Raw genomic sequence first — 26,018 nt, 5'->3', positions numbered from 1 at the left:
GGGCCGCTCAGGGCCCGCTCCCGTCGCGCGGAGCGGGCCCTCGTCCGCCGCCCTCACCTGTCCGCCGCCCGAACCCGTCCGCCGCCCTCACCCGTTCGTCCCACCCCGAGTGCGCCGTGCCACCGCCCGTCGGAGGGTGCAGGTGTCCTGCGGCGACCAAAGGAGTACTCCCGTGGCGAGCGTGGCCGAACAGATGGTGGAGGTGCTCCGGCAGGCCGGGGTGGAGCGGGTCTACGGCGTCGTCGGCGACAGCCTCAACCCCGTCGTCGACGCGATCCGCCGCGCCGAGGGCATCGGCTGGGTGCACGTCCGCAACGAGGAGGCCGGCGCCTTCGCGGCCGCCGCCGAGGCCGAGCTCTCCGGCCGCCTCGCGGTCTGCGCCGGCTCCTGCGGCCCCGGCAACACCCACCTCATCCAGGGCCTGTACGACGCCCAGCGCAGCGGCCTGCCGGTGCTCGCGCTCGCCTCGCACATCCCGTCCGGACAGATCGGCACCGGCTTCTTCCAGGAGACCCACCCCGAGCGGGTGTTCACCGACTGCAGCAACTGGTGCGAGATGCTCTCCACCCCCGTCCAGCTGCCCCGGCTGCTCCGGATCGCGATCCAGCACGCGATCGGCTCGCACGGCGTCTCGGTGCTCGCCTTCCCCGGGGACGTCGCCGCCCTCCCCGCCGCCGGGCCGACCGGCACCGGCCACTTCCTCACCGAGCAGGCCGTCGCCGCGCCGCCCTGGTCCCAGGTGCAGGAACTCGCCCGGCTGCTCAACGCGGCCCGCCGGGTCGCCCTGTTCTGCGGCGCCGGGGTGCGCGGGGCGCACGCCGAGGTGATGGAGGCCGCGCAGGCGCTGAAGGCACCGATCGGGCACTCGCTGCGCGGCAAGGAGTGGATCCAGTACGACAACCCGTACGACGTCGGCATGAGCGGCCTGCTCGGCTACGGCGCCTGCCACGAGGCGCTGCACTCCGCCGACCTGGTGCTGCTGCTCGGCACCGACTTCCCGTACGACTCCTTCCTGCCGCAGACCCGTACCGTCCAGGTCGACCACGACGCCACCCGGCTGGGCCGGCGCACCGCGCTGGAGCTGGCCGTGCACGGGGACGTCGCGGCCACCCTGCGGGCCGTCCTGCCGCTGCTGGACGGAAAGAAGGACCGCTCCTTCCTGGACGGCATGCTGAGGAAGCACTGCCGGGCGCTGGAGGACGTGGTCGGCGCCTACACCCGGGACATCGACAAGCACCTGCCGATCCACCCCGAGTACGTCGCCTCGGTGCTCGACGAGGTGGCCGCCCCGGACGCGGTGTTCACCGTGGACACCGGCATGAACAACGTCTGGGCCGCCCGCTACCTGCAGCCGAACGGCCGCCGCCGGGTGATCGGCTCCTTCCTGCACGGCTCGATGGCCAACGCCCTCCCGCACGCGATCGGCGCCCAACTCGCCTGCCCCGGACGGCAGGTGATCGCGATGGCGGGCGACGGCGGGATCGGCATGCTGCTCGGCGAACTGCTCACGGTGGCCAAGCACCGGCTGCCGGTGAAGACGGTGGTGTTCAACAACGGCGCGCTCGGCATGATCAAGCTGGAGATGCTGGTCTCCGGCTACCCCGAGTTCGAGATCGACAACGGCGACGTGGACTACGCGGGCATCGCGCGGGCCATGGGCATGCCGGCCAAGCGGGTCGCCGAGCCGGCCCGGGTCCGGGAGGTCCTGACGGAGGCGCTGGAGCGGCCCGGCCCGGCCCTGGTGGACGTGGTCACCGACCCCAACGCGCTGTCCATCCCGCCGTACATCACCGCCGCCCAGCTGAAGGGCTTCGCGCTGGCGGCCGGGCGGACGGTGCTCTCCGGCGGCGTCGGGCGGATGGTCGACCTGGCCCGCAGCAATCTGCGCAACATCCCCCGGCCGTGAGCGGGGCGAAGGGGCATTCGGCCGAGCTTTGCCTTTGAGGCAAAATTCTTGCCCGTGCGGCAGGCGAGGTGTCCACTGGTCACATGACCACCAGCCCCAGCGGCACCCCCGCCACCGGCGACCAGCTCGACGACCAGGAAGTCGCCGGCCTCGCCGCCCGCCTCCGTGAACACCGGCTCAGCAGCCGGCTCACCCTGGAGGTCGCCTCGGCGAGGGTCGGGCTCTCCCCAGCCTATCTGTCCCGGCTGGAAACCGGCCGCCGCCAGCCCTCCCTGCCCGTCCTCCTCGGCCTCGCCCGCGCCTACGGCACCTCGGTCTCCGGGCTGCTCGGCGAGACCATGACCGAGCCCGACCCGGTGATCCGCGGCGGCGCCGTAGAGCCCGGCCGGGCCGGCGGCTGGGGCTACCGCCGGGCCGGCGCCCCCGGCCGCGCCATGCAGGCCCTGCGGGTGCACGTCCCGCCGGGCGTCCAGGACGCGGTGGTCCGGGTGCACCCCGGCGAGGAGTGGCTGTACGTCCTGCGGGGCGATCTGCGGCTGACCCTCGGCGACCGCGTCCACCACCTCGCCCCCGGCGACTGCGCCCACTACGACTCGCTCACCCCGCACTGCATCGTCGCCGAGTCCGACACCGGCGTCGAACTGCTCTTCATCCACACCCTGCTGCAGAGCCCCGGCGGCGAACTCTGCCTCGGCGGCGGCCCCGCAGCGACCCACTGACCTGCCGTCAGACGCCTGGAGGAGATCCCCATGGACGATCCCACCACCACGACGACTGCTGCCGTCGCCGACACCCCCACCGGCCCGAAGACCATGGATGCCGGCAAGTGGGCCAACAAGCGGGTCTACCACCGCCTGGTGATCTACACCGCGGGCATCCACGTCTTCGCCGGGTTCATCATCTTGCTGTTCGAACTGGGCAGCCGCAACAAGTAGTCGGCGCGGAGGCTGCGGAGCTTTCCGCCCCTCTCCTGCCACGGGTCGGGCGATCAGGGGACGGGCGGCGGATCCCCCACCTCATGCCCGGCGCAGCAGGTCGCACAGGGCGTCCAGGGCTGCCGGGAAGGCGTGTTCCGGAGGGGTGGCGTAACCGATCACCAGGGCCGGCGCGGCGGCCTCGTCGGCCGGGGCGGCGCGGTGCCAGGTGAGGCCGCTGAGGGCGAGGCCGGCGGCTTCGGCGCGGGCCAGGAGTTCGGGCTCGGGGGTGGAGCCGGGCGGGAGTTGGAGAACGGCGTGGAGGCCGGCGGCGATGCCGGTGACCCGGACGTGCGGGGCGTGTTCGGCGAGGGCCGCGACCAGCCGGTCGCGGCGGCGCCGGTAGTGCAGGCGGCAGCGCCGTACGTGCCGGTCGTACGTGCCGGAGGTGATCAGTTCGGCGAGGGTCAGCTGGTCGAGCACCGGGGACATGGTGTCGGCCAGCACCTTCAGCCGGGCGACGGGTTCGACCAGCGCGTCCGGCAGGGCGAGCCAGGCCAGCCGCAGGCCGGGCGCGAGGCTCTTGGCGGCGGTGCCCGCGTACACCACCCGTTCCGGGTCGAGCGCCTGCATCGCGCCGAGCGGCTGCCGGTCGTAGCGGAACTCCCCGTCGTAGTCGTCCTCGATCACGTACCGGTCCTGTTCGCGCGCCCACCGCACCGCGGCTGCCCGCCGGTCGGCGGACAGCGGGGCGCCGGTGGGGTACTGGTGGGCCGGGGTGAGCAGCACGGCGCCGTTGCGGGGGCCGAGGTGCTCGACCTGTGCGCCCTCGCAGTCGAGCGGCAGCGGGGCGGTGGTCAGTCCCGCGGCCCGGACGACGGCGTGCTGCGGCGGCAGCCCGTACTCCTCGACCGCGAGCGAGCGGGCCCCGCGCTCCCGCAGGGCGGCGCAGAGCAGGCCGAGGCCCTGTTGGACGCCGTTGCAGACGAGCAGGTGGTCCGGGTCGGTGCGCACGCCGCGGACCCGGGCCAGGTAGTGGGTGAGTGCTTCCCGCAGTTCGATCCGGCCGAGCGGGCCGCCGTAACCGAGGGCCTCGTGCGGCGCGGTGGCGAGGGCGCGGCGGGCGGCGGCGAGCCAGGCGGTGCGGGGGAAGAGCGAGAGGTCGGGCCGCCCGGACATCAGGTCGTGCCGGACGGTCCGCCGCCGCGTCCGCGGCCGGACCGGCCGTGCGGCGGGCGAGGGCGCGGCCCGCCGGGCGACGGTGGTGCCGGAGCCCTGCCGGGAGCTGAGCCAGCCCTCCGCGGTGAGCTGGCCGTACGCCTCGACGACGGTGTTGCGGGCGATGCCGAGGTCCTCGCCGAGGGCCCGGGAGGACGGCAGCCGGGTACCGGGGGCGAGCCGGCCGGCCTGGACGGCTTCCCGCAGGGCGTCCTCCAGGGCGGCCCGCAGCCCGGTGCCGGCGGCGCGCCGCTCGGTGAGGTCCAGGTGCAGGTCGCCGCCGAAGGAGGTCCAGGAGCCGTTCACGGGCTCCATTCTCGCCTGTCGCCGGTCAGTTCCAGGTGGCGCCGGCGGGCTCCTCGATGGTGGTGTTGAGGCGGTTGAAGAAGTTGGTCAGCGCGATCATCAGGATGATCGCGGAGAGCTGCTCCTCGTTGAAGTGGTCGGCGGCGGCGTCCCAGATGTGGTCCGGGACGGCCTTGCCGGTGCGGTCGGCGATCCGGGTGGCGGCCTCGGTGAGTTCGAGGGCGGCGCGCTCCTCGTCGGTGAAGAACGGGGCCTCGCGCCAGGCGGCGACGGCGTGCAGCCGCTCGTCGGTCTCGCCGTGCTTCCTGGCGCCCTGGACGCCCGCGAACACGCAGGCGCTGCAGCCGTTGATCTGGCTGGCGCGCAGGTGGACGAGCTCCAGGATCTGCGGGGAGACGCCGCCCTGGTACATGGCCTTGTAGATGTTCTGGATGCCCTTCATCGCGTCCGGCAGGACCAGGGCGGGGTTCTTCATGCGGGCGGTGGCGTGGGCGGTGGTCACCGTGGGCTCCTCGTGATCGGTTAGCGTCCGTCACTGGTCCGACGGATGCCGACGTGAGGATGTGACAGGTGAGCGAGGAATTTTCCGGGACAGATTTCCTGGCTGAGCGCTTCGAGGCCGAGCGCCCCCAACTGCGGTCCGTGGCCTACCGGATGCTCGGGTCGGTGGCCGAGGCCGAGGACGCCGTCCAGGAGGCCTGGCTGAAGCTGAGCCGCAGTGACGTGAGCGAGGTGAGGAACCTCGGGGCCTGGCTCACCACCGTGGTCGGCCGGGTCTGCCTGGACCAGCTGCGTTCCCGGGCCTCCCGCCGGGAGGACCCGCTGCCCGAGCAGGAGGGGCAGGTACGGCTGCCGGACCCGGTGGTCAGCGGGCTGGCGGCGCTGGACCCGGTGCACGAGATCCTGGTCGCGGACTCGGTCGGGATCGCGCTGATGGTGATCCTGGAGACGCTCTCCCCTGCGGAGCGGGTGGCCTTCGTGCTGCACGACATGTTCGACGTGCCCTTCGACGCGATCGCCGAGGTGCTCGGCCGCACCTCGGCCTCCACCCGCCAGCTGGCCAGCCGTGCCCGCCGCCGGGTGCGGGGCGCCACCCCGGCCGCCGACTCCGACAACGCCCGCAAGCGCGAGGTGGTGGAAGCGTTCCTGGCTGCCTCCCGGGGCGGTGACTTCGATGCTCTGCTGACCCTGCTCGACCCCGAGGTGGTGGCCCGTTCCGACGGCGGGACGCTGGTGCCGAGCGTGCTGCGCCGCGGCGCCGCCGACGTCGCCTCGCAGGCGATCACCTTCGCCCGCTTCGCCGCCGAGGGGCGCCTGGTGCTGGTCAACGGCTCGCCGGGGGTGGTCTCCTTCGCCGAGGGCCGCCCGCTGTCGGTCATGTCCTTCACCATCCACGACGGCCGGATCACCGCGATGGACATCCTCACCGACCCGGCCCGCCTGGCCACCCTGGGCCTCACCGCGTAGACGCGGAACGGGCCGTCCGGCAACCTGCCGGACGGCCCGTCGGACGCGGGACTCAGACGGAGAGGTGCTCAGATCGACAGGTAGAGGGCGCTGCCGACGCCGGCCAGGAAGCAGTACACCGCGAACGGCGTCAGGCTGCGGGTCTCGAAGTACTTGGTGAGGAAGCGCACCGAGATGTAGCCCGCGACGAAGGCCGCGACGCTGCCCGCGGCGACGGGGCCGAGTACGGCGGAGTTCTCCGGCTTGAACAGCTCGGGCACCTTGAGCACCGAGGCGGCCAGGATCACCGGGGTGGCGAGCAGGAAGGAGAAGCGGGCGGCGTCCTCGTGGTGCAGTCCGCGCAGGATGCCGGCGCTCATGGTGACGCCGGAGCGGCTGATGCCGGGGAAGAGCGCGAGGATCTGGGCGGCGCCGATCCAGGCGCCCTGGCCGAAGCTGAGCTTGGTCAGCCGGGCGTCGGAGGCGATCGCCGGGTCCAGGCCCGGCTCGTCGATCGGGGCGGCGTGCCCGGCCCGGCGGCGGCCGGTGCCGCCGCGCTTGAGCCGCTCGGCGCCGAGCAGCACGAGCCCGTTGAGGGCGAGGAAGACCGCTGCCGGGACGGGCTTGCCGAGCGCGTGCCGCAGCGCCTTCTCCAGGGCCAGGCCGGCCACTCCGACCGGGATGGTGGAGATGATGAGCAGCCAGGCGAGCCTCTCGTCCCGGGTCTGCACCCGGCGGTGCCGGGCGGAGCTGATCAGGCCGCTGACCACCCGGACCCAGTCCCGCCAGAAGAAGACCACCAGGGCGAGCGCGGTGGCCAGGTGCAGGGCGACCAGGGCGGCGAGGTAGGAGGAGCCGTCGGCGGTCATGTCGAGGTCCTGCTGGATCTTTCCGCCGATCACGGCGGGGAGCAGGATGCTGTGGCCGAGGCTGGAGACCGGGAAGAGTTCCGTCACACCCTGCAGCAGGCCGACGCCTATCGCTTCCGGGTAGGTCAGGGTGGACATGGCGCACCTTCGCTCGGGGGTCTGCGGCCGGCTGATTCCGGGGGCCCCCGCGAAGCTACTACCGGCATGTAGACGCCCGGCAGCCTTGCCGCCAGAAGTTCATCGAGCGTACGTCTGGGTGACACCGGCCCCGAGGTGCCGGACCAGCACCCCGGCCACGGCGCCCGGGACGGCGTTGGCCGGAACCACCCGGTGCACGGCGCCGCCGATCAGCATTCCGGCGGTCACCGTGAGCGGGGCGCCCACCAGCGGCAGGGTGACGGCGAGGACGGCGGGTAGCAGGGCGCAGGGGCGGCGGGGGCGGTCCGTCGCGGGCGGGGTGGGCATCGTGGGCATCGCTGGCCTCCTTCGGGGGCGAGGGATCGACAGACGCCCACGATGCCGCCTACCGCAGCGTCAGGTTCAAGTCCTTTTCCGCGCCGTCCGGTTCATGCCACCACCTGCTGCCACCCCGACCCGTCCGCCGGCACCGGCGCGGTCGCGAAGTCGTAGCGCAGCAGCTGCGGTCCGAGGGCCAGCAGGGAGATCGAGGAGGAGCCCCAGATCCGCCCGTCGCCGAAGTCCCGCCGCTGGATCAGCGCGGCGTCCTCGTCCAGCGCCAGCCCGTCGCCGGTGACGATCGGCAGCCACTCGCCCCAGGCCCCGGCGGCCGTCCCGTCGGCGGTCGGCTCCGGTCTGGGTGCGGCGGCGAAGCGGGCCCGGAAGTGGTCGGCGCGCGCGGCCATCAGGGTCCGGATCCGTTCGGAGGCGGTGCGGTTGGCAGCCGTCCCCTCCAGTCCGTCGTTGACCACCACGCTGAGGCCGGTGGGCAGTTCGTGCTGTTCCAGCCGTCCGCCGCCCCAGCTGGTGACCCGGGCGCCGTCCGGGCTGACCTGGACGAGGTGGAAGGGGTCGTACGGGGTGAGGTCGAGGTGCCCGATCCCGCCCTGCCGGACGGCGGTGAGCGGCAGTTCGCCACGGCTGAGCCGGGCGTCGGCCGGGGCGAGCGGGCCGAAGCCGTTCAGCAGGCAGGCGGCGGTGCGCCGGGCCGGGTCGACGGCCAGCCAGGTGCCGCCGGCCGCGAGGTCCAGCCCGCCGAGCAGCCCGGGCCGGTCCGGCCAGTGGTGGCCGGGCGGCAGCCAGCCGCGCCCGAGGTACTCGTCCCGGACGGACAGCAGCAGCACCGGTACCGCGGCCCCCGGCTCAATGCTGACGAACGCCGTGCACACGGTCCCGTCTCCCCCTGCTCTCGTCCTGCCGGAGTCCTACTCTCGTCCTGCCGGAGTCCTGCCGGGGATCCCGGAGGTAACCCCCCTCAGTGATCATCGCACCCCTGTTCGTGCACCGGAAATGGCCCAAGGAACCCGGCGCCGAATGCACCAGGACGGCAGGCCACTGCGCTCCTACGCTGGTAGTCATGACGACGACGAACGAGACCCTGAACACCACCGACGGCCCGGTTCCGGCGCCGGAGCAGCGCCTCGCGATGCCGAGGCTCGCGCCCGACTACTACCAGGCCATGATCGCCGTGGACCGGGCGTCCCGGCAGGGCGTCGACCCGGTGATCGCCGAGCTGGTCAAGGTGCACGCCTCGATGATCAACGGCTGCGCCTTCTGTATCGACATGCACGCCACCGACGCCCGCAAGAACGGCGAGCAGGACCACCGTCTGGTCTCTCTCCCCGCCTGGCGCGAGACCCCCTGGTTCACCGCCCGCGAGCGCGCCGCGCTGGCCCTCACCGAGTCGGTCACCCTGCTGACCGAGGGTCACGTGCCGGACGCGGTGTACCAGGAGGCCGCCGCGCAGTTCGACGAGACCGAACTCGCCCAGCTGATCGCCCTGATCGCCACCATCAACGCCTGGAACCGGATCGGCGTGTCCACCCGCATGAGCCCGGCAGCGAAGTGAGCGGAGCCGAGATGACCACCCAGCAGGACCGGGCCCGGCTGCTCAAGGAACTGCACCGCCCTGGCGAGCCGGTGGTGCTGGCCAACGTCTGGGACGCGGCGAGCGCCCGGCTGGTGGCCGCGGCCGGGGCGAAGGCGGTGGCGACGGCCAGCGCCAGCGTCTCCTGGTCGCTCGGCAGCCCGGACGGCGGCGGCGCCGACCGCGACCAGGTGCTGGCCCGGACCGCCGAGGTGGTCCGCTCGGTCGGCCTGCCGGTCACCGCGGACCTGGAGAGCGGCTACGCGGACACCGCCGCCGGGGTCGGCGAGACCGTCGCCGCGCTGCTCGCCACCGGCGCGGTGGGCGTGAACCTGGAGGACGCCGAGTACGCCCCGGAGCAGGCCGCCGAGCGGATCGCCGCCGCCCGGGCGGCGGCCGGGGCGGCGGGCGTGCACCTGTTCGTCAACGGCCGCACCGACGTGTTCCTGCGCGGCCTGGGCGAGCCCGAGGGCCGGCTCGACGAGGCGGTCCGCCGGCTGCGGATGTACGTCGAGGCGGGCGCGGACGGCGTGTTCGTCCCCGGCGTCGCCGACCCGGAGACCATCGCCGCCCTGGTCGCGGCCGTCCCCGCCCCGCTGAACGTGCTGGCCGCCCCCGGCTCCCCGCCGGTCGCCGAACTGGCGAAGCTCGGCGTGGCCCGGATCAGCCTGGGCCCCGGCCTGGGCAAGGCGGCGTACGCGGCGGTCCGCCGCGCGGCCGAGGAGGTGTACGCGAGCGGCACGTACACCTCCCTGGACGGCGGACTGACCTACCAGGAGCTCAACGCTCTCTCCGAGGGCTGAGCAGCGGAGGGTGACCGGCTGACCGGACAGGGGTCGGCCAGCCGGCCCGGACCATCAGCCGATCTGTCCGCTGAGCCCCGGGTGGGACATCTGGTTGGTGCCGACGGCCTCCACCTCGTCGGCGGTGTGCCCGACCACCGGGAGCTTGCTCGCGGTCTGGAGGGCGAGGTCGGCGGGGGACAGGTTGAGACCGTCGGTGAGGCCGCCGGTGGCGTCCGGCGAGCTGGCGGTCTGGGTGGTGGCGGAGGCCGCCGGGGCGGCGAGGGCGAGGCCCGCCATGGTGAGGGCGGCCAGGGTGGCGAGTTTCTTCATGCCCTGCCGAACGACCCGGGCCGCCCTCAGGTAACCGGGTGGCGCGGACCGTCACCCTCCGAACACCGTCACCCTCTGGACGCCGCCAGCTCTGAACGCTCAGAACCCTCGGGCCGTCACCCACAGCGTCCGCACGCTGTTGCTGATGAACGACCCGATCGGCTCGTTCACCCGCCCCGGCGCCGCCGCCAGCTGCGGGAACCGCTCGAACAGGTGCCGCAGCGCCGTCTCCGCCTCCAGCCGGGCCAGCCCCGCGCCGAGGCAGAAGTGCGGGCCGTGGCCCAGCGACAGGTGCCGGGCGGGCTGCCGGGTCAGGTCGAAGCGGTCGGCGTCCGGGTAGTGCCCGGCGTCGCGTCCGGCGGCCGCGTACGAGGCGAGCAGCGCCTCGCCGCGCCGGATCACCACGCCGCCGACCTCGATGTCCTCGCTCGCGTAGCGCAGCGGGAACTGGCCGACCGGCGAGTCGTGGCGCAGCGTCTCCTCCACCACCGCCGACCACGGCTGCGCGCCGTCCAGGACCAGCCGCAGCTGGTCGGGGTGGGCGAGCAGGGCCCGTACCGCGTTGGTGATCAGGTTGAGCGTGGTCTCGTGCCCGGCCACCAGCATCAGCAGCAGGGTGCCGACGAGTTCGGCCTCGCTGAGCCCCTCCCCCGCCTCCCGGGCGGCGATCAGGTCGGTGGTCAGGTCGTCGCCGGGCTCGGCCCGCTTGGCCGCCACCACCGAGGCCAGCAGCGCGTTCAGGTCCCGCTGGGCGGCGACGGCCGCGGCCGGGGTGGCCGAGCTGGAGACCAGGGTGTCGGACAGCGCGTGCAGTTCGTCCTGCTGCTCCACCGCCAGGCCGAGCAGCTCGCCGATCACCTGCATCGGCAGCGGGTAGGCGAAGTGCTCGCGCAGGTCGAACCCGCCCTCCTGCTTCGCCACTTCGGCGAGCGAGTCGAGCAGCGAGACCGTCCGGGCCTCGATCGCGGGCGCCAGCGCGGCTATTCGGCGCGGGGTGAAGGCCTGGCTGACCAGCCCGCGCAGCCGCCGGTGGTCCTCGCCGTCGGCGGTGACCATGCCCGGAACGGTGACGAAGTTGAGCAGCGGCCAGCCCTCCGGCAGCCGCCCCTCCCGGAAGTCCGTCCAGAGCCGGGCGTCCTTGCCGACCCGGGGGTCGGCCAGCAGCGACTGCAGGGTGTCGTGGTGGGTTACCGCCCAGACCACCACCCCACCAGGGAGTTCCACCAGGACCGCTGGGCCGGCTGCCCGGAGCCGGGCGTTCTCTCCGTGCTGGTCGCGGCCGAAGGGGTCGAGCCGGACGGGTTCGGGGCGGGCTCCGGGGGAGCCGTCGGGGGTGTCCATGCGGGCCTCTCGGGGGCGGGCGGACGGGGCGGGGTGAAGGCGCTGTACAGCACCGGCAGGGCGACCAGCGCCCGCGACCACGGGGACGGCCGCCAGGCCAGTTCGCCCGCCGGGACGGCGAGTTGGAGGTCCGGCAGGCGGTGCAGCAGGGTCTCGACGGCGGTCTCGACGATGATCCGCGCCGGGTGCTGGGCCGGGCAGACGTGCCGGCCCGCGCCCCAGGCGAGGTGCGCCCGGTTGCCGCCGAGCGAGCCCTGGACGGCGGATGCGGCGCCCTGGGCGGCCGGGTCGGCGTTGGCCGCGGCCAGGCCGAGCACCAGCATGTCGCCGGCGCTGATGTACTGGCCGCCGAGCACGGTGTCGCCGGTGGCCCAGCGGCCGGGGAAGTTCTGCGTCGGCGGGTCGCGCCAGAGCACCTCCTCCAGCGCGTCGGAGACGGTCAGCCGTCCGCCGGTGAGGGTGGCCCGGAAGCGCCGGTCGGTCAGCAGTAGCCGCAGGGTGTTGCCGACCCAGTTGATGCAGGTCTCGTTGCCCGCGACCATCAGCACCACCAGGTGGTGCACCGCCTCCTCGTCGGTCAGCCCGGCCGGGTGGGCGAGCAGCCAGGAGGTGAGGTCGGCGCTGGGCGCGGATCGGCGGCTGCGCACCAGGTCGGCCAGGATCTCCTGGAACTCCCCGGCGGCGCGCACCGATTCGGGCCCGCTGTCCACGAAGTGGCTGATCAGCTCGATCATCCGCGGCCCGGCCCCGGTGGGCAGGCCGACCAGCTGGGTGGAGACCAGCAGCGGCAGCGCCCGGGCGTACTGGCCGATCAGGTCGGCGGTGCCGTCCGGGCCCCAGCTGTCGATCAGGCCGTCGGCGGCGGCCTCGGTGGTCTCGCGCAGCTGTCGGTGGTCGATCTGGGCCAGGGTGTCCGAGACGGCGGCGCGCAGCCGCTGGTGCTCGGCGCCGTCCAGGTTGAGCAGGGTGGGCCGCCAGGTGGTCATCGGCTGGAGCCGCGAGTCGGGGGCGAGCCGCCCCTCGGCGGGCACCCGCCAGTGCCGCGAGTCCTTGGAGAACAGGGCCTCGTTGCGGGTGAGTTCGAGCAGCTCGCCGTAGCCGAGGACGAGCCAGGCCTCCACCCCGGGTTCCAGCTCGATGGGCGCGACCGGCCCGTAGCGCTCGCGCAGCCGGGCGTACAGGCCGTGCGGGTCGTCGGCGACGGCCTGCCCGTACAGCGGGGTCAGCGGCACGCCGACCGGCAGCCCGCCGCCGTACGCGGCCGCGCCGTACGGGGCCCCGCCGTGCGCGACCGGGCAGCCGGCGGCCTGCGGCGGCTCGGCGGCGGTCATCGCCGCAGCTCCAGGAGTGAGCTGCGGTGCAGGTGGTCCACGAAGTCGATCAGCAGGTCGTAGGACTGCCGCCGGTCACGCGCGTCGCAGTAGAGGATCGGCACCTCGGGCAGCACGTCCAGCGCCGAGCGCAGCTCCTCCTCCGGGTAAGCCGGCGTGTCCGGGAAGGTGTTGACCGCCACCGCGAAGGGGATGCGATGCTCCTCCAGCCGGCCGAGCACGTCGAAGCTCTCGTCCGGCCGCCGCAGGTCGACCATCGCGATGGCGCCGAGCGCCCCGCGTGACAGGTCGTCCCACAGCGGCCAGAACCGCTGCTGCCCGGGCGTGCCGAACAGGTACAGCGCGAGCCGGGAGTTGAGCGTGATCCGGCCGAAGTCCAGCGCGACCGTGGTGGTGGTCTTGCCGCTGCGCCCGGTCAGGTCGTCCACGCCGCTGCTGGCGGCGGTCATGGTCTCCTCGGTGCGCAGCGGGGTGATCTCGCTGAGCGAGCCGACGAGGGTGGTCTTGCCGACCCCGAACGGGCCGGTGACCAGGATCTTCACCGCGCCCTGCACCGAGGCTGGCAGGTACTGCGGCTCGGCCGGTACGTCGGCGGGGGCTTCAGCGGAGTTGGCGGAGGCCAACGAGCACCTCTTCCAGGAGGGTTGTGGGCAGGCGTTCGGCCTGCGGGACGGGCGGGAGCACCTGCACGGCGCCGAGGTCCCAGAGGTCGCCGACCAGCACCTTGACGACGCCGAGCGGCAGCCCCAGGTGGGCCGCCACCTCGGCGACGGAGAGCAGGCTGTGGCAGAGCCCGAGGATGCGCCGGTGCTCGCGGTTGAGCAGAACGTGCTCGGGCAGTTCCGGGGGGTCCGATAACGCGCTGACCAGGCTCTCGATGGCCAGGTCGGCCCGGGTGGGGCGGCTGCGCCCGCCGGTGATGACGTAGGGCCGGACGGGCCCGTTCACCGGTGGCCCCCCGCCGCGTGGTCGACCCGCGGCGGGCTGGTGAGGTGGGTTCCGATCCGCTCGACCAGGACCTGCATCTGGTACGCGACCAGCCCGGCGTCCACCGCCTCGCTGGTCACCACGGCCAGGTGCGCGCCGGCCCCGGCGGCGACGATGAAGAGGTAGCCGCCGCCGTACTCGATGATGATCTGGCGGGTGGCGCTGCCCGGTCCGCCGAAGCCCGCCGCGACGCCGCGGGCCAGCGACTGCAGTCCGGAGCAGGCGGCGGCGAGCCGTTCGGCGTCCTCGCGGGGGATGTCGGCGCTGCGGCCGATCTCCAGGCCGTCGTTGGAGACGACGACGGCGTGCTGGACCTGCGGGACGGCGATGATGTCGGCGAGCAGCCAGCCGAGATCAGGGGTGGTGGTCATGGAACTCTCCGGAGGGCTGGGGAAGTCGGGGGAGGCAGGGCGGGAAGGGTCAGTGGGGGCCGGGCGGGGTCTGGGCCCTGGCCCGGGCGGCCGATCGGCCGCTGGCGGTCCCGGCCTGGAACATGGCCATGAACGCCTGCGCGTCCTGGGCCGAGCGGTACGGCGGGGCGGGCGGCGGGGGAGCGGCGTGCTGGGCGGGCCGGTTCGCACGGTCGCGCCGGTGGCTTCGGCGGGGCAGCGGCGGCGGGGTGTCGCCGGTGGCGGGGGGCCGGCCGGTGGGTGGGGTCTCCACCAACGGGTGGCCGGCCGTCGGGTGGCCGGCGGGAGCGGCCGGCCGGGGGCCGGGGCTGAACGCCCGGTCGTCCGGTCCGAGGCCGGGGACGGTGGGCGGCAGCGGCTCGGTGAGCAGGGCGTTCGGCAGCAGTATGACGACGCGCACGCCGCCGTACGGTGAGGGCGCCGAGCTGAGGGTGACCCGGAAGCCGTACTGCTCGGCGAGCCGGCCGACGGCGGCCAGGCCCAACTGCGGTACCTCGCCGAGCCGGGAGACCTCCAGGGTGCTGCCGCCGGCGAGCGCGGCGGCGGCCTTGGCGACGGCTTGTTCCGGCATGCCGACGCCGCCGTCGTCGATCTCGATCACCGCGCCGTTGTGCACCGGCATCAGGGTGACGAACACCTGGGTGCTGGGCGGGGAGTAGCGGGTGGCGTTGTCCAGCAGCTCGGCGATGGCGTGGATCAGCGCCTCGGCGGCGGCGCCGACCACCGCGGTCTCGATCCGGCTGCGGACCGCCACCCGCTGGAACGGCAGGATCCGCGACTGGGCGCCGCGCACCACGTCCTCCAGCGTGACCGGTTCCGGCCAGTGCCGTCCGGCCCGGGCACCGCACAGGACGGCCAGGGTCTGGGCCAGCCGGGCCTGTTGGGCGGCGGCGTGGTCGGCCTTGAGCAGGCCTTCCAGCAGGGCCGGGTCGTCGTGGGTGCGCTCCATCTCGTCGAGCAGCGCCTGCTGGTCGTGGGCCATGACGAGGATGCGGCGGGCGACGCTGAGGAAGGCCCGCTGGGTGGAGGCGGTGAGCTCCTGCTCCTGCTGGACGGCGGCCAGGTCGGCGCCCCGGCGGGAGAGTTCGGCGGTCAGCTGGTCCTGGAGCCGGGTGAGTTCGTCCTGCAGCCGGTCGGCCCGGCCGCGGTGGGTGACGGACACGGCGCGGTACCGCGCGGCGGCCACGAGGGCGAGGACGGCGAGTACGCCGGTTGCCGTTACGGACCACTGAGTCATCGTCACGCCGCGAATTCTAGGGTGATGATCCTACGTAGGTGTGAACGGATCTCGCCAAGTGACCGGATCTCGTCAATATCGAGTCAATACGCCGTCAATCCCGAGTCGTTCGACCCCGATCCCGGAAGTCCGTCGGGATCCGTGATGGTTCGTCCAGGGCCTTCCGACCCGGGGCGACGGTACGGGTGATGGCTGATTCACGTCCCGAGATGTGAGCGGCGCGTGTGCACGGTGTCACGGAACGGGCGGGGTCCGGGGGTCGTACCCAGCCGCCGCACCAGCACCAGGGTCCGGTCGTCCGCGACGTCCTGCGCCACGGTGCGCACCAGCCTGCTCGCCGCGCCCCGGACCAGCTGCTGCCGCGGCCGGTGGGTGCGCACCTCCGGCTCGGCGGCGGCCAGCAGCCGGCCCACCCCCTCGTCCAGGTCCCGGCCCGGCACCTCCACCAGGCCGTCGCTGAACAGCAGTAGCGAGTCGCCGTACCCCAGCCGCCCGGACACCGGCGGGTACGGAGCGCCCGGCACCAGGCCCAGCGCCGGGCCGCCGTGCTCGGAGGACTGCCAGCCGTTCCTCCGGCAGTACCGCACGGGCGGCGGATGGCCCGCGTTGAACAGCCGGTAGCGGCCGGTCGCCGGGTGCAGCGCCAGGTGGACGGCGGTGGCGAAGTCGTCCTCCCAGCCCATCCGGACCAGGTGGTCGTTGGCGGCCGGCAGGAACGCCTCCGGCGGCACCCGGCCGAGCAGCATCGCGAAGGCGCCCGACAGGTGGGTCGACCGGGCGGCCGCCCGACTGCCCTTGCCCGACACGTCCACCAGCACCAGTTCCAGCAGGTCCTCCTCCGGGCGGTGGGCGCAGAGCAGGAAGTCCCCGGAGAAGGAGGCGCCACCGGCCGGGGCCAGCTCGCTGTCGAAGTGCCAGTCCAGTAGCCGCTCCGGGAGGCGGGACAGCGTCCGGTTGTGCTCGGCCAGCTCCAGCAGCATCGTGTCGCCCTGGGTGCCGCGCAGCCCCAGCCGGTGCCGGAACCGGTTCGCCGACAGCACCGTCGCCCCCGTCGCGGCCAGCACCACCGTCACCCCCAGCCGCACCCCGCGCGGGTCCTGCACCACCGCCCCCAGCACACTGCCCGCCAGCGCCGCGCACACCAGCACCAGGAGTTGCCCCCGCCGCAGCACCAGCCCGCCACCCACCACCGGCAGCACCAGGGCCGACGGCGGCCACCCGTACGGCATCAGGATCGGCAGCACCCCCAGCACCACCGTCACCCCGAGCAGCACCCCCAGCGCCACCCGCCCCGCCCGTATGTCCCCGTCCAGCAGCTGCCCGTACCACCGCCGCGCCCTCGCTACCAGTGCGGGCACCCGGGACCTCCGCCAAGCGTGGGCGGTCCCCTGTCGTGACCACCAGTCAGCCCGCCACACTAGCCCGTCCACCCCCACCACCCCCCCCGAACCCCCACCCGCCCCGCGTCAGAAGTCGGCGGGCCCGACGTCCTACTCCTCTTCCTCCGCCTTCGGCCAGGTGTGGAGGCCGGTGGTGAGGGTGGTGACGAGGCGGTTGTGGGTGGTGGTGAGGTCCTCGGCGAGTTGGAAGGCGCCGGTGATGGAGAGGGAGGCGAAGCCGTGGGCGAGGGAGCGGACGGTGCGGGCGGCGTGGATGGCTTCGGGGCCGTCGAGGCCGTAGGAGCGGAGGACGGCGATGATGACCCCGACGAGGCGGGTGGCCGCGCGGGTGAGGTCGTCGTCGGGTTGGGGGGCCTGGGGGAGGGCGGTGTAGCGGTGCGGGTGTTCGGTGGCGTAGGCCTGGTAGGCGCGCAGAACGGCGGTGACGGCGTCGTCGCCGCTGCGGCCGACCGCGGCCTCGGCGAGCCGGTCGGCCAGTTCCTCGGTGACCCGGACGGCGATCAGCCGGCGCAGTTCGGTCAGGCCGCCGCTGACGTGCTTGTAAAGGGAGGGGGTGGCGACTCCCGCGCGGGCGGCGACGGAGGCCAGGGTGAGGGCCTCGGCGCCCTGCTCGTCGATGAGGGCGAGGGCGTGGTCGACGACCTGGTCCGGGGTCAGTCCTACTCGGGGCATGGGTTCGGTTTCTCCGTACGGCTGCGGTTCGGCGGGTTCGGCGGGCTCAGACGAGCTCGGCGAGGAAGGGCAGCAGGGCGTCCGCGACGGCCTGCGGGTTGTCGGCCATCGGGTAGTGGCCGGACCCCTCGATCATCACCTGCCGGGTGCCGAGCGCCGCGGCCTGGCGCTCGGCGACGGCCGCCGGGTCCGGGAAGTCGGGGTCCTTGCCGCCCATCAGGACGAGCGAGGGGCAGCGGACGGCCGCGCACCAGCCGATCGGCGCGGAGTCCCCGGTGACGTGTCCGCGGGTGGCGGTCTTGCGCCCGGGGGTGTGCAGGTCGGCGACCAGCCCGGCCACGTACGCGTCGAGGTCGGCGGGCCGGGGGCCGGGGAAGGCCATCTTGCGCAGGTAGAAGCCCCAGACGGCCGGCCAGTGGACCATCGCGGTGCCCATGACGGCCATCACGCCGCGCATCAGGGCGTTGGCCCGGTGCTCGACGAAGGCGTCGATCAGCGCGATTCCGGCGACCCGCTGGGGCGCGTCCCCGGCGAGCTTGACCACGGTCGCCCCGGTGTAGGACTGCCCGACCAGGACGGCCCGCTCGATGCCGAGGTGGTCGAGGAGGGCGAGGACGTCGGTGGCGACGGCGGCCGGGCTGTAGTCGTCCCAGACGATCGAGGACTCGCCGAAGCCGCGCACGTCCACGGTGATGACCCGGCGCCCGGCGGCGGTGAGCAGCGGGTGCAGGTGCCGGTAGGCGCGGCGGCTGTCGAGCATTCCGGGGAGCAGGACGACGGGGGCGCCGTCGCCCTGCCGGGTGTCGTCGAAGGCGATCCGGCCGCCGGGGACGTCGAGGTACTGGGTGCTCGGGGTGATGGTGCCGTTCACGGTGGTCTCCACGGGGTCGGTGCTGCCGATAGCCATAAAGCTATGGCTAATAGCCTTAGCCGTCAACCCCTTCCCCCGGTGTCCCGGGGGCGGCTCAGGCCCCCTCGACCCGGAACGGATCGTGCTCGCTGAGCAGCTTCTCCAGTCGGGCCTGGTCGACCCGGGCGACGGTGTCCGAGGACTCCTGCCGGTCCCGGATCACCTTGGCCAGCGTTAAGGCGGAGGTGACGGTGTAGAGGAGGCCGATCCCGAGGAAGGCCCTGGTCCACCCGCCGACGGGCAGGTAGGCGATCCCGGCGGCGAGGGCCCCGCCGGAGATCGCGAACGAGAGGACGGCCTGGACGTAGTACGCGGCCGTGGTGCGTGACTGCATCGGTGCGCTCATGGCGTCAGGATGCGGCGGCGCGGCCGGGCCGCACATGAGTAGGAGTACTCAGATAGACTGGGTGGATGACGGGTCGTTCGTTGACGTCCGACCACCTGCCCCCCAGCCGTCCCGGACGGATGGCTTGGAATCAGGGCCTCCTAGGATTAACGTTTGATAACGCAGCGCGGTCGTCAACGCCGTACCCAGACGGCACCGTGCGCCGTCGCCTAATCCCGCCGACCGGCCTCCGGGCAGGTCAGGGAGCCGGGGAACCACGTTCCTTGGGGTGAATCGGCGGGGCCCCGGCCCGGCCGTAGGAGACCTTCCTGCTCCGAACCCGTCAGCTAACCCGGTAGGCGCGAAGGAAGGAAAGGAGCGCGCCTCCGTGGCGTCGACGCACACCCCGGCACACCCGGCCGGCCCCGCGGCCGGTACCCAGCTCCTCGACCACCCCGGCCCGGACGGCACCGAGTCCCTCGGCACCGACGACTTCGCCCCGGAGGCCGAGGCCAACCGCCACCGGATGCCGCGTCAGACCCGCGGGGCCTCCCCGCTGCTCGGCGTCACCGCCGTCGCCGCCACCCTGGGCGCCACCGGCTTCGCCTCCGCCACCCCGGCCGCCGCGCCCGCCGTCGAGGCCGCGGACGAGGCCCCGGTCACCCTCGCCGCCGACCCCGGCCTCGCGCTCGCCGCCCGCATCCAGCAGCAGGCCGACAGCCAGCGCACCGCCGCCGAGGAGGGCGCCCGCCTGCAGGCCGCGAAGGAGGCCGAGGCGAAGGCCGCCGCCAAGGAGGCCGACGCCAAGCGCGCCGCCGACGAGACCGAGCGCGCCAAGACCGCCGCCCTCACCCTGCCGGTGAAGGACTACAACCTCTCCGCCCACTACGGCCAGAGCGCCCGCTACTGGGCCCACCTGCACACCGGCCTGGACTTCGCCGCCGACACCGGCACCCCGGTCCACGCGGTGGGCCAGGGCACCATCACCTCGGCCGGCTGGTCGGGCGCGTACGGCTACCGGATCGTCGAGACCCTGCCCGACGGCACCGAGATCTGGTACTGCCACCTCTCCTCGATCATCAAGGGCTCCGGCGCGGTCGGTGCCGGCCAGCAGATCGGCAAGGTCGGCGCGACCGGCAACGTCACCGGCCCGCACCTGCACCTGGAGGTCCGTCCGGGCGGCGGTGCCCCGGTCGACCCGGAGACCTGGCTCCAGCAGCGCGGCCTCAACCCCTGACGGAACCCCCTGAACTCCTGGTGGGAGCCCCGACGAGAAGCGGGAGCCCCTGACGCGACGGCCGAGGGCCCCGGACACCCGGGGCCCTCGGCCGTTCACTCCGCCGACTCCGCCGACTCCGCCGGCAGTTGCGCCAGGTAGGCGTCGATCTCCTCCGCCCCCGGCTCCGGCGCGAGCTCCGGGAACTCCTCCACCAGCAGCCGCGGCAGCCCCGGCACCGTCCACTCGCCGATCAGGTCGAGCGCCACCTCGGCCGCCGCCGTCTCGAACTCCCCGAAGCCCCCGGCCAGTTCGTCCGGCATGGGCCGCCCCAGCGCGTTCAGCTCGGCCAGGTTGCGGTAGCTGCGCCGCATCAGGCCCTGTTCCAGCAGTCGCCGCGCGCCGTCGGTGGCCATGCCGACCGACAGCACCCGGCCCGGCCCCCAGCCCTGCTCGTCCGGTTCGTCCAGCCAGCCGGTCGGCACCAGCGCCTCGAACCCGGCCAGCCGCTCCTCCTCGCCGAGCCCGGCGAAGCCGGCCAGCCAGTTCCGCACCGCCGCCTCGTCCGCGGTGTCCACGCCGTGGGCGTGCAGCAGCACCGCGTACAGCCGCGGCCAGGTGACCAGGTCGGCGCGGCGCAGCAGCCCGGCTGCGACCTCGCCCTGCCACTCGGCCTCGGCGTGCAGCCGCTCCTGGCGCTTGGCGTTGAGCCGCTTCGCCGCCCGCTGGTGGTCGATCAGCAGCCGCACGGCGTCGCCGTACGCGAGCGGGTCCGCATCCGGGGCGGGTTGGACGTAGAGGTGGAGCCGCTCGTACAGCAGGTGCTCCACCGCGTTGGAGGTCAGTTCGGGCCAGCCGTCGTGCATCCTGCCCTCGCCCAGTTCCAGCAGCGCCAGCACCGTGCGCAGCGGCTCCTCGGCCACCGGCGCGCGGTCCTGCTCGGCCGCCCAGTCGAGCAGGTCGGCGGCCCTGGTGCGCGGGGCGAGCCGCAGGTCTTCGTCGTTCATGTTCCGAACGGTAGCCGTCGGACGGGGGTAGGGTCGGCAGCCATGGTCCCCGTACGCCTCACCGGCCCCAGGCTCGCCATCCGCGAGTACCACCACACCCCGGAGGAACTGGACGCGCTGTACGCGCTGTACAGCGACCCGGAGGTGACCCGCTACCTCCCCTTCGAGCCGCGTGACCGGGAGACCTGCGCCGACCAGATCGAGCTGTACCTGGAGGAGGCGATGGCCGAGGAGCGGGACACCTACCGCCTCGCCGTCGTCCGGCGCGAGGACGCCGAGGACCCGGCGGACGCGCTGCCGATCGCGCACGCCAGCCTCACCCTCGGCAAGTACAGCTCCGCTCACCTCGGTTACGTGCTGAGCCGCAGGGTGTGGGGCCGCGGCTACGCGGGCGAGATCGCCGGGCTGCTCTGCGAGCTCGCCTTCGGCCCGCTCGGGCTGCACCGGCTGGCCGCCCGGGTCGACGTCGACAACACGGCCTCCGCCAGGGTGCTCACCAGGCTCGGCTTCCAGCTGGAGGGGCGGGTGCGGCACGACCTGCACAAGGGCGGCGTCTGGTCGGACTCGTACCTGTACTCGCTGCTCGTCGACGAGTGGACCGGCCCCCTCGCCTCAGGATAGGTGGGGTTAACCCCACCCCCGATGCGCCGGTCCCCCGGATGCCCCCCGACCTGCGGTTCCGCCAGACTGTACGACGTCAGCGAGTACGAACGACCGCGAGAACGAGGGGCCGGGGGCCGGGACATGAGCAGCAGCCGAAGCACGCTGGACCATGGGTGGGACGTCCTGGGCGGTCACGACGACCCGCGCCCCGCGCGGGCCCGCCGGACCGAGCAGCCGCCGCCGTTCTGGCGGGCGCCGTTCTCCGCGTCCTACTACCGCGAGATCGGCTACGCGCTCACCGGCCTGCCGGTGGCGATCGCCGGCTTCACCGTCGCGATCACCATGTTCTGCTTCGGAGCCGGCACCTTCGTCACCGTCCTCGGCCTGCCCGTGCTGGCGAGCCTGACCACCGTCGCCCGCGGCTTCGGCCGGCTGGAGCGGGCCCGGGTGCGCGGCATGCTCGGCCTGGACGTGCCCGGTTCGGCGCCGGTGCGCCAGGTCCGTCCGGGTGGCTGGGGCGCGATCACCGCTCGGCTGGCGGACGTGGCGGGCTGGAAGGCCGTGCTGTACCAGGTGGTGATGTTCCCGTGGGCGGTGTTCAGCTTCTCCATGACGCTGGTGTTCCTGCTGCTCGGCTGGACGATGGCGCTCTACCCCGCCTACCACTGGGTCTTTCCGACCTACACCGACTGGCGTGGCTACCGGCTGTACGACTTCACCGACAGCGACCACGTCCGGCACGTCCACTACATCGAGGGCACCTGGCAGATCGCCGCGTTCTCGGTGGCCGGGCTGCTGCTGGTCTTCCTGACCGCGCAGCTGGTCCGCGGCCTGACCAACGTCAACCGGGCCGCCGCCCTGGGCCTGCTCGGGCGCTGAACCCGCCCACCGTCCAGGCCCCGCCCACCGTCCAGGCCCCGCCCGCGCTCCGGATGCGGTCGGGGCCGGCCCGTGTTCGGATGGCCGGGTGGCCGCCGCACGCACCTCCGCGCCGAACCCCGACATCCTGATCACCTCCCGTCCGCTGGACGAGTACTGCGCCATGTTCGGCCTCACCCGCGCCCTGCTCGCCGCCCTGCCCGGGCCGCTGCTGGACTGCCCCGGCGGCGCGGCGGGCCTGGCCGCCGAGGCGCGTGAGCTGGGCTGCCGGGTGATCGCCGCCGACCCGGCGTACGCCCTGCCGCTGCCCGAGGTGGCGGACCGCGCCCTGGCGGCCCGGGACTCGATGGCCGCCGCGATGGCGGCCCGCCCGCACCTGTACCCGGCGACCGGCCGCTGCCGGTCGGAGCGCTACCTGCGCAGCTGGGACCGCGCCCGCCGACTGTTCACCGCCGACTCGGCCGCCCACCCGCAGCGGTACGTGGCCGCCGCGTTGCCCCGACTGCCCTTCGCGGACGGCGCCTTCGCCCTCACCCTGAGCGGCTACCTGCTCTTCGCCTACCCCGAACTGTTCGGCCCCGAGCGTCAGTTGGCCGCACTGGCCGAGCTGGTCCGGGTCACCGCCGCGGACGGCGAGGTCCGCGTCCAGCCGCTGTACGACGGGTACGGGCGCCGCTGCGGGCACCTCGACCGGCTGCGGTACGCGCTCGGCGAGCACCGGATATCCAGCGAGGTCCGCCGCGTCCCCCGCGGGGACGGCCGCCCCCGCCGGGTGCTGGTGCTGCGGGCCGCCGACCACCGCCGCCGGGAGCTGGGCGACAGCCGGATCGGTAATAGTCACTAGTCCGGTTTGGTCCTATACTCGCTCGCATGAGCGAGACCACGATCCGGCCCGCCGGGCCGGCCGACGCCGACCGGCTCACCGCGCTGATCCAGGCCTCCAGCGCCTACCGCGGCGCGTACTTCGCGATGATCGACGGCTACGTCGTGACGCCCGACTACGTGGAGCGCCACGAGGTCCGGATGGCCGTGACCGACGACGGCCGGCTGCTCGGCTTCTGCGCGCTGATCCGCGAACCGGCCGAGCTGGACCTGATGTTCGTCGCGGACGAGGCCCAGGGGCTCGGCATCGGACGGCACTTGATCGCCGACATGCTCGACCGCGCCCGCGAGGCCGGGATCTCGGCGGTCAAGGTCGTCTCGCACCCGCCCGCCGAGGGCTTCTACCGGCAACTGGGCGCCGAGCGCACCGGCACCCGCCCGCCGCGGGCCAAGACCCCCTGGCCGCAGCCCGAACTGCGCTTCACCGTCTAGGAGTTGTCACCGGCCGGCGGAACGGGCGGTGCCGACGGCGTCGACGGTGCCGACGGCGTCGACGGTGTCGACGGCGCTGACGGTACCGGCGGAGCGGGCCGGGCCGCCGACGAAGGCGGCGAAGCCTGCGCCGGGACGAAGGCCGCCACCTGCAGCCGGGACAGGATCTTCTCCGCCAGCCAACTACGGTCCGACCCGTACGGAATCCCCTGCGGGTCGACCAACTGCGCCGCCACCGCGTCCCGCAGCCGCTGCGCCTCGGTGCCGGGCAGCCGGGAGAGCAGGCCCCGGGCGGCCAGCAGCGCGTGGTACTGCTCGAAGCCCGAGCGCGGGTGCTCGATCGCGTCCAGCACGCTCGGCAGGTCCGCCAGCGACGGGTCGCCCTGCATCAGCGCGAGCGCCTGGATCCGGCGGCCCTCGGAGCCGTCCGCGAAGAGGTCCCGCACCTGGCCGGCGGTCAGCGCCGAGCGCTTCGCGGTGGAGCGGACCTCGGCGACCACGCCCTCAGGCCCGGCGGGGGAACCCGAGGACGGCGGCAACTGCGCGGCCAGCGCTGCCGGTTGCTCGGCACTGCCGCCGAGCAGCCCGAGGTGCCGCATCGCGCGCACCCGCAGGTCGTCCGCGCCCACCTTGTCGCCGTGCCGGTCGCGGTCCTGCCCGGCCAGGAAGAGGTCCAGCGCCTGGTCCGCGTCGGTCAGCACCTGCGGCAGCGCGAGCCGGGTCACCAGCCAGCCGGCCAGGAAGCCGAGGACCAGGAAGTACAGCACCAGCGCGGCCGCGAACGGCACCGCCGCGTCCTCCCCGCCGAGCGCGGGCGCCAGCGCCGTACCGAGCTGGTGCAGACGCTCACCGAGCGAACCGAGCTGGGTCAGCCCGACGCCCAGCAGCACCTTGGTCAGCCAGTCCGACACCTGCTCCAGGTTGGTGTTCGGCGCGTACGAACCCTGCGGCTCGCCGGAGCCGCTCTTCACCCGGGGCACCCCGAACAGGAAGCCCAGCGCACCGCCGACCACCGTCGAGGCCCCGGCCACCACCAGCCCGCCGCCGAGCGCCTGCCAGGTGTGCTCCCGGCCGAGTGCGAACAGCAGCAGCCCGAGCAGTCCCGTCCCGCCGAGCACCCCGGCGGCCGCCCGCTGCGCCGCCCGCAGCGCCGACGTGCCGACCCGTCGCGCCTTCGCCATGGCCCACCCCCAGTGTCCGCGCCGCTCCGCTGCGCCCCGTCGTTCCCGTGGGGCCGCGCCGACTCTAGCGCCGCGGTCCCACCACGGGAACGCCTCGGGAGCGGCCCGGCTACGACGGGCCGGTGCCCGGAAACGCAGACGGCCCGCGGGCTGCTCCTCGACGCCGGCCCGTGCACTGGCCTGGCGCCGAGGCACCGGGGATGTACCGGTGAGCCCGCGGGCCGGGTGACTGCTGTGGATTTCGCCTGCCGGAGGCCTCAGGGCCTCACCCTGCGCAGGCAGGGGCGGCTCTAGCGAGCAGCCACCTCACGCATCCTGATGGAACTCAATTCAGGATCACCTCCTTTCAGTGTGCCGCCACTGTAGGCAGCCCACCGGCGGGAGGGCAACGGATTATTCGAGGCAGGCGATCAGGCGCTCTTCACCTTCTCCTGGAACTTGGTGTAGTCGATCACGTTGTCGGGCGACGGCGCCTGGATGGTGACCGGCTTGTCGTAGTCGGTGAAGTCGATCTGGCCCTGGTCCTTGCCGGTGGTCTTCTCCATCCGCACCGGGTAGAACTTGCCCTCGGTGGCGATGTGCAGGATCGACTCCTCGCCCTGGTCGTCCTTCTCCTTGAGGCTGAAGGTCTTGACCCCGTTGACGGTGCCGGCGCTGCCCTTGCTGGGGGTGCTCGACCCGTCGTTCAGCATCTGGTTGCTCGCGTCGTTGAGCTTGCAGAAGTCGGCCATGTCCTTCATCTTGGGGTCGTTCTGGAACCCGGTGAGGTAGCGGCCCTTGAACTCCGCGACGGCGTCGCCCTTCGGGCCGCCGAAGGTCTTCCAGAATTGCGCGTCCGGCTTCATGAAGTACGACTTGCCGTCGCTGATCATTTCGAAGGAGCCCATGCCGGGCATGGCGATGGTGCCCTGGCACCGGCCCTTGGTGTCCATCACCATGTCGATGGTCATGGTGCCCTCGTCGGACGCCATCTTGCCGGAGATCTTGACCGAGGTGGCCGAGGCCAGCGCGTCCTTCGCCTGCTTCTCGATCTCCTGCGCGCTCAGCTTGTCGGTGTCGAGCTTGGCCACCGTGGGCGTGGGGGTCGGAGTCGCGCTGGGGGTCGCGGCGGCGCTGGTCGCGGGGGCGGCGGCCTTGTCCGCGCCCTTGTCCTTGTTGTCGCCGCAAGCGGCGGTGCCCGCTCCGAGCAGAAGGCAGATCGCGGCGGTGCTGACCAGGCGCTTCGACAGCATGAGGTGGTTCCTTGTCCCGGGGCACGGCCCGGCCGCCCCCAACTGGATGAATTCTGCCTCAGCAGTATGGTTCAGCCCCCGGACAGCAGATCTTGAAATCGACCCCCGTTACAGGTTCGTGGCAGGACCGTGCTCTGCCCGTACCCGGGAAATGC

30 protein-coding genes and 1 riboswitch are annotated in these 26,018 nt (G+C 73.7%); of the genes, 11 read left to right on the top strand and 19 right to left on the bottom strand.

Features of this window, described 5'->3' with window-relative positions; translation table 11 throughout:
• The first annotated feature begins 172 nt into the window (after positions 1-172).
• The 3 genes from ACZ3UD_RS04620 (at position 173) to ACZ3UD_RS04610 (ending at position 2,841) form a co-directional block, all read left to right on the top strand.
• Positions 173-1,906 carry a pyruvate dehydrogenase gene (locus tag ACZ3UD_RS04620; RefSeq protein ID WP_465582157.1) on the top strand — a complete coding sequence of 578 codons (1,734 nt, stop codon included), beginning with the start codon at positions 173-175 and terminating at the stop codon, positions 1,904-1,906.
• An 83-nt stretch (positions 1,907-1,989) separates the two neighbouring features.
• Entirely contained in the window at positions 1,990-2,625 is a 636-nt protein-coding gene (locus tag ACZ3UD_RS04615) for a helix-turn-helix domain-containing protein (protein ID WP_465582155.1), read from the top strand.
• A 30-nt stretch (positions 2,626-2,655) separates the two neighbouring features.
• On the top strand, positions 2,656-2,841 hold the full coding sequence (locus tag ACZ3UD_RS04610) for a DUF6126 family protein (RefSeq protein WP_465582153.1): 186 nt from the start codon (positions 2,656-2,658) through the stop codon (positions 2,839-2,841).
• An 81-nt stretch (positions 2,842-2,922) separates the two neighbouring features.
• Here ACZ3UD_RS04610 and pdxR read toward each other — a convergent pair whose 3' ends face one another.
• The gene (gene pdxR, locus ACZ3UD_RS04605) at positions 2,923-4,344 is read right to left on the bottom strand and encodes a MocR-like pyridoxine biosynthesis transcription factor PdxR (RefSeq protein ID WP_465582151.1); all 1,422 of its coding nucleotides are present in this window, start codon (positions 4,342-4,344) and stop codon (positions 2,923-2,925) included.
• Between the two features lie 25 nt (positions 4,345-4,369).
• A complete protein-coding gene (locus tag ACZ3UD_RS04600) occupies positions 4,370-4,819 on the bottom strand; it encodes a carboxymuconolactone decarboxylase family protein (protein ID WP_465582828.1) in 450 nt (149 codons plus the stop codon).
• 95 nt (positions 4,820-4,914) lie between these two features.
• Here ACZ3UD_RS04600 and sigJ point away from each other — a divergent pair, with 95 nt between their 5' ends.
• A complete protein-coding gene (sigJ, locus tag ACZ3UD_RS04595; protein WP_465582149.1) occupies positions 4,915-5,811 on the top strand; it encodes an RNA polymerase sigma factor SigJ in 897 nt (298 codons plus the stop codon).
• A 68-nt stretch (positions 5,812-5,879) separates the two neighbouring features.
• On the opposite strand, the gene ACZ3UD_RS04590 is transcribed toward sigJ, so the two are convergent.
• The 3 genes from ACZ3UD_RS04590 to ACZ3UD_RS04580 form a co-directional block, all read right to left on the bottom strand.
• On the bottom strand, positions 5,880-6,797 hold the full coding sequence (locus ACZ3UD_RS04590; RefSeq protein ID WP_465582147.1) for an undecaprenyl-diphosphate phosphatase: 918 nt from the start codon (positions 6,795-6,797) through the stop codon (positions 5,880-5,882).
• Between the two features lie 99 nt (positions 6,798-6,896).
• Positions 6,897-7,133: a hypothetical protein gene (locus ACZ3UD_RS04585; protein WP_465582145.1), complete on the bottom strand. Its 237-nt coding sequence runs from the start codon at positions 7,131-7,133 to the stop codon at positions 6,897-6,899.
• A gap of 92 nt (positions 7,134-7,225) precedes the next feature.
• The gene (locus ACZ3UD_RS04580; RefSeq protein WP_465582143.1) at positions 7,226-8,005 is read right to left on the bottom strand and encodes an NRDE family protein; all 780 of its coding nucleotides are present in this window, start codon (positions 8,003-8,005) and stop codon (positions 7,226-7,228) included.
• Positions 8,006-8,193: 188 nt separating this feature from the next.
• Here ACZ3UD_RS04580 and ACZ3UD_RS04575 point away from each other — a divergent pair, with 188 nt between their 5' ends.
• Both ACZ3UD_RS04575 and ACZ3UD_RS04570 read left to right on the top strand, forming a co-directional pair.
• Positions 8,194-8,685, top strand: a complete 492-nt coding sequence (locus ACZ3UD_RS04575; RefSeq protein WP_465582141.1) for a carboxymuconolactone decarboxylase family protein — start codon at positions 8,194-8,196, stop codon at positions 8,683-8,685.
• Positions 8,686-8,696: 11 nt separating this feature from the next.
• Complete coding sequence (locus tag ACZ3UD_RS04570; protein ID WP_465582139.1) at positions 8,697-9,506, top strand: isocitrate lyase/PEP mutase family protein; 810 nt, start codon at positions 8,697-8,699, stop codon at positions 9,504-9,506.
• A 54-nt stretch (positions 9,507-9,560) separates the two neighbouring features.
• Here the strand turns inward: ACZ3UD_RS04570 and ACZ3UD_RS04565 are convergent, their stop codons facing one another.
• From ACZ3UD_RS04565 to ACZ3UD_RS04515, 11 genes are all read right to left on the bottom strand, one after another.
• Complete coding sequence (locus ACZ3UD_RS04565) at positions 9,561-9,818, bottom strand: hypothetical protein (RefSeq protein WP_465582137.1); 258 nt, start codon at positions 9,816-9,818, stop codon at positions 9,561-9,563.
• A gap of 99 nt (positions 9,819-9,917) precedes the next feature.
• Entirely contained in the window at positions 9,918-11,021 is a 1,104-nt protein-coding gene (locus ACZ3UD_RS04560) for a cytochrome P450 family protein (RefSeq protein WP_465582135.1), read from the bottom strand.
• A complete protein-coding gene (locus tag ACZ3UD_RS04555) occupies positions 11,006-12,490 on the bottom strand; it encodes a cytochrome P450 (RefSeq protein ID WP_465582133.1) in 1,485 nt (494 codons plus the stop codon). Before ACZ3UD_RS04555 ends, ACZ3UD_RS04560 begins: the two co-directional genes overlap by 16 nt.
• Positions 12,487-13,113 carry a GTP-binding protein gene (locus tag ACZ3UD_RS04550; RefSeq protein ID WP_465582131.1) on the bottom strand — a complete coding sequence of 209 codons (627 nt, stop codon included), beginning with the start codon at positions 13,111-13,113 and terminating at the stop codon, positions 12,487-12,489. Before ACZ3UD_RS04550 ends, ACZ3UD_RS04555 begins: the two co-directional genes overlap by 4 nt.
• Positions 13,091-13,438 (bottom strand): DUF742 domain-containing protein, encoded by a 348-nt coding sequence (locus ACZ3UD_RS04545; protein ID WP_393037807.1) that lies wholly within the window; start codon positions 13,436-13,438, stop codon positions 13,091-13,093. Before ACZ3UD_RS04545 ends, ACZ3UD_RS04550 begins: the two co-directional genes overlap by 23 nt.
• Complete coding sequence (locus ACZ3UD_RS04540) at positions 13,435-13,848, bottom strand: roadblock/LC7 domain-containing protein (protein WP_380609090.1); 414 nt, start codon at positions 13,846-13,848, stop codon at positions 13,435-13,437. Before ACZ3UD_RS04540 ends, ACZ3UD_RS04545 begins: the two co-directional genes overlap by 4 nt.
• A gap of 49 nt (positions 13,849-13,897) precedes the next feature.
• Positions 13,898-15,124 (bottom strand): ATP-binding protein, encoded by a 1,227-nt coding sequence (locus tag ACZ3UD_RS04535; protein WP_465582825.1) that lies wholly within the window; start codon positions 15,122-15,124, stop codon positions 13,898-13,900.
• A gap of 197 nt (positions 15,125-15,321) precedes the next feature.
• On the bottom strand, positions 15,322-16,482 hold the full coding sequence (locus ACZ3UD_RS04530; RefSeq protein ID WP_465582128.1) for a PP2C family protein-serine/threonine phosphatase: 1,161 nt from the start codon (positions 16,480-16,482) through the stop codon (positions 15,322-15,324).
• Between the two features lie 132 nt (positions 16,483-16,614).
• Positions 16,615-17,196, bottom strand: coding sequence for a TetR/AcrR family transcriptional regulator (locus ACZ3UD_RS04525; protein WP_465582126.1), 582 nt, complete (start codon positions 17,194-17,196; stop codon positions 16,615-16,617).
• 46 nt (positions 17,197-17,242) lie between these two features.
• On the bottom strand, positions 17,243-18,103 hold the full coding sequence (locus ACZ3UD_RS04520; RefSeq protein WP_465582124.1) for an alpha/beta fold hydrolase: 861 nt from the start codon (positions 18,101-18,103) through the stop codon (positions 17,243-17,245).
• Between the two features lie 58 nt (positions 18,104-18,161).
• On the bottom strand, positions 18,162-18,452 hold the full coding sequence (locus tag ACZ3UD_RS04515; RefSeq protein WP_465582122.1) for a YiaA/YiaB family inner membrane protein: 291 nt from the start codon (positions 18,450-18,452) through the stop codon (positions 18,162-18,164).
• Between the two features lie 196 nt (positions 18,453-18,648).
• A riboswitch (cyclic di-AMP (ydaO/yuaA leader) is annotated at positions 18,649-18,807 on the top strand.
• Between the two features lie 12 nt (positions 18,808-18,819).
• Between ACZ3UD_RS04515 and ACZ3UD_RS04510 the strand changes: the two genes are divergently transcribed.
• Entirely contained in the window at positions 18,820-19,668 is an 849-nt protein-coding gene (locus ACZ3UD_RS04510; RefSeq protein ID WP_465582120.1) for a M23 family metallopeptidase, read from the top strand.
• A gap of 95 nt (positions 19,669-19,763) precedes the next feature.
• Here the strand turns inward: ACZ3UD_RS04510 and ACZ3UD_RS04505 are convergent, their stop codons facing one another.
• A complete protein-coding gene (locus ACZ3UD_RS04505) occupies positions 19,764-20,654 on the bottom strand; it encodes a hypothetical protein (protein WP_465582118.1) in 891 nt (296 codons plus the stop codon).
• A gap of 42 nt (positions 20,655-20,696) precedes the next feature.
• On the opposite strand from ACZ3UD_RS04505, the gene ACZ3UD_RS04500 reads away from it, so the two are divergent.
• The 4 genes from ACZ3UD_RS04500 (at position 20,697) to ACZ3UD_RS04485 (ending at position 23,450) form a co-directional block, all read left to right on the top strand.
• Positions 20,697-21,275: a GNAT family N-acetyltransferase gene (locus ACZ3UD_RS04500; protein ID WP_465582116.1), complete on the top strand. Its 579-nt coding sequence runs from the start codon at positions 20,697-20,699 to the stop codon at positions 21,273-21,275.
• A 123-nt stretch (positions 21,276-21,398) separates the two neighbouring features.
• Positions 21,399-22,136 (top strand): sensor domain-containing protein, encoded by a 738-nt coding sequence (locus tag ACZ3UD_RS04495; protein ID WP_465582114.1) that lies wholly within the window; start codon positions 21,399-21,401, stop codon positions 22,134-22,136.
• A gap of 88 nt (positions 22,137-22,224) precedes the next feature.
• Positions 22,225-22,980 carry a hypothetical protein gene (locus ACZ3UD_RS04490; protein ID WP_465582112.1) on the top strand — a complete coding sequence of 252 codons (756 nt, stop codon included), beginning with the start codon at positions 22,225-22,227 and terminating at the stop codon, positions 22,978-22,980.
• Between the two features lie 26 nt (positions 22,981-23,006).
• Entirely contained in the window at positions 23,007-23,450 is a 444-nt protein-coding gene (locus ACZ3UD_RS04485; protein ID WP_465582110.1) for a GNAT family N-acetyltransferase, read from the top strand.
• On the opposite strand, the gene ACZ3UD_RS04480 is transcribed toward ACZ3UD_RS04485, so the two are convergent.
• Together ACZ3UD_RS04480 and ACZ3UD_RS04475 are read right to left on the bottom strand one after the other, a co-directional pair.
• On the bottom strand, positions 23,447-24,631 hold the full coding sequence (locus ACZ3UD_RS04480; RefSeq protein WP_465582108.1) for a hypothetical protein: 1,185 nt from the start codon (positions 24,629-24,631) through the stop codon (positions 23,447-23,449). The two genes, ACZ3UD_RS04485 and ACZ3UD_RS04480, sit on opposite strands and share 4 nt — an antisense overlap.
• Positions 24,632-25,041: 410 nt before the next feature.
• Positions 25,042-25,863, bottom strand: a complete 822-nt coding sequence (locus ACZ3UD_RS04475; RefSeq protein ID WP_465582106.1) for a hypothetical protein — start codon at positions 25,861-25,863, stop codon at positions 25,042-25,044.
• Positions 25,864-26,018 lie beyond the last annotated feature (155 nt).

This window comes from Kitasatospora sp. NPDC023118 (genome assembly GCF_055560875.1).
This window is presented reverse-complemented; position numbering and strand designations above follow the sequence as displayed.

Coding starts and splice junctions, on each gene's coding strand:
- ACZ3UD_RS04615 (WP_465582155.1), top strand. CDS start 1,990: ATGACCACCAGCCCCAGCGGCACCCCCGCCACCGGCGACCAGCTCGAC.
- ACZ3UD_RS04610 (WP_465582153.1), top strand. CDS start 2,656: ATGGACGATCCCACCACCACGACGACTGCTGCCGTCGCCGACACCCCC.
- ACZ3UD_RS04600 (WP_465582828.1), bottom strand. CDS start 4,819: ATGAAGAACCCCGCCCTGGTCCTGCCGGACGCGATGAAGGGCATCCAG.
- ACZ3UD_RS04590 (WP_465582147.1), bottom strand. CDS start 6,797: ATGTCCACCCTGACCTACCCGGAAGCGATAGGCGTCGGCCTGCTGCAG.
- ACZ3UD_RS04585 (WP_465582145.1), bottom strand. CDS start 7,133: ATGCCCACGATGCCCACCCCGCCCGCGACGGACCGCCCCCGCCGCCCC.
- ACZ3UD_RS04575 (WP_465582141.1), top strand. CDS start 8,194: ATGACGACGACGAACGAGACCCTGAACACCACCGACGGCCCGGTTCCG.
- ACZ3UD_RS04570 (WP_465582139.1), top strand. CDS start 8,697: ATGACCACCCAGCAGGACCGGGCCCGGCTGCTCAAGGAACTGCACCGC.
- ACZ3UD_RS04565 (WP_465582137.1), bottom strand. CDS start 9,818: ATGAAGAAACTCGCCACCCTGGCCGCCCTCACCATGGCGGGCCTCGCC.
- ACZ3UD_RS04555 (WP_465582133.1), bottom strand. CDS start 12,490: ATGACCGCCGCCGAGCCGCCGCAGGCCGCCGGCTGCCCGGTCGCGCAC.
- ACZ3UD_RS04540 (WP_380609090.1), bottom strand. CDS start 13,848: ATGACCACCACCCCTGATCTCGGCTGGCTGCTCGCCGACATCATCGCC.
- ACZ3UD_RS04535 (WP_465582825.1), bottom strand. CDS start 15,124: ATGACTCAGTGGTCCGTAACGGCAACCGGCGTACTCGCCGTCCTCGCC.
- ACZ3UD_RS04525 (WP_465582126.1), bottom strand. CDS start 17,196: ATGCCCCGAGTAGGACTGACCCCGGACCAGGTCGTCGACCACGCCCTC.
- ACZ3UD_RS04520 (WP_465582124.1), bottom strand. CDS start 18,103: ATGGCTATCGGCAGCACCGACCCCGTGGAGACCACCGTGAACGGCACC.
- ACZ3UD_RS04515 (WP_465582122.1), bottom strand. CDS start 18,452: ATGAGCGCACCGATGCAGTCACGCACCACGGCCGCGTACTACGTCCAG.
- ACZ3UD_RS04505 (WP_465582118.1), bottom strand. CDS start 20,654: ATGAACGACGAAGACCTGCGGCTCGCCCCGCGCACCAGGGCCGCCGAC.
- ACZ3UD_RS04500 (WP_465582116.1), top strand. CDS start 20,697: ATGGTCCCCGTACGCCTCACCGGCCCCAGGCTCGCCATCCGCGAGTAC.
- ACZ3UD_RS04495 (WP_465582114.1), top strand. CDS start 21,399: ATGAGCAGCAGCCGAAGCACGCTGGACCATGGGTGGGACGTCCTGGGC.
- ACZ3UD_RS04485 (WP_465582110.1), top strand. CDS start 23,007: ATGAGCGAGACCACGATCCGGCCCGCCGGGCCGGCCGACGCCGACCGG.
- ACZ3UD_RS04480 (WP_465582108.1), bottom strand. CDS start 24,631: ATGGCGAAGGCGCGACGGGTCGGCACGTCGGCGCTGCGGGCGGCGCAG.
- ACZ3UD_RS04475 (WP_465582106.1), bottom strand. CDS start 25,863: ATGCTGTCGAAGCGCCTGGTCAGCACCGCCGCGATCTGCCTTCTGCTC.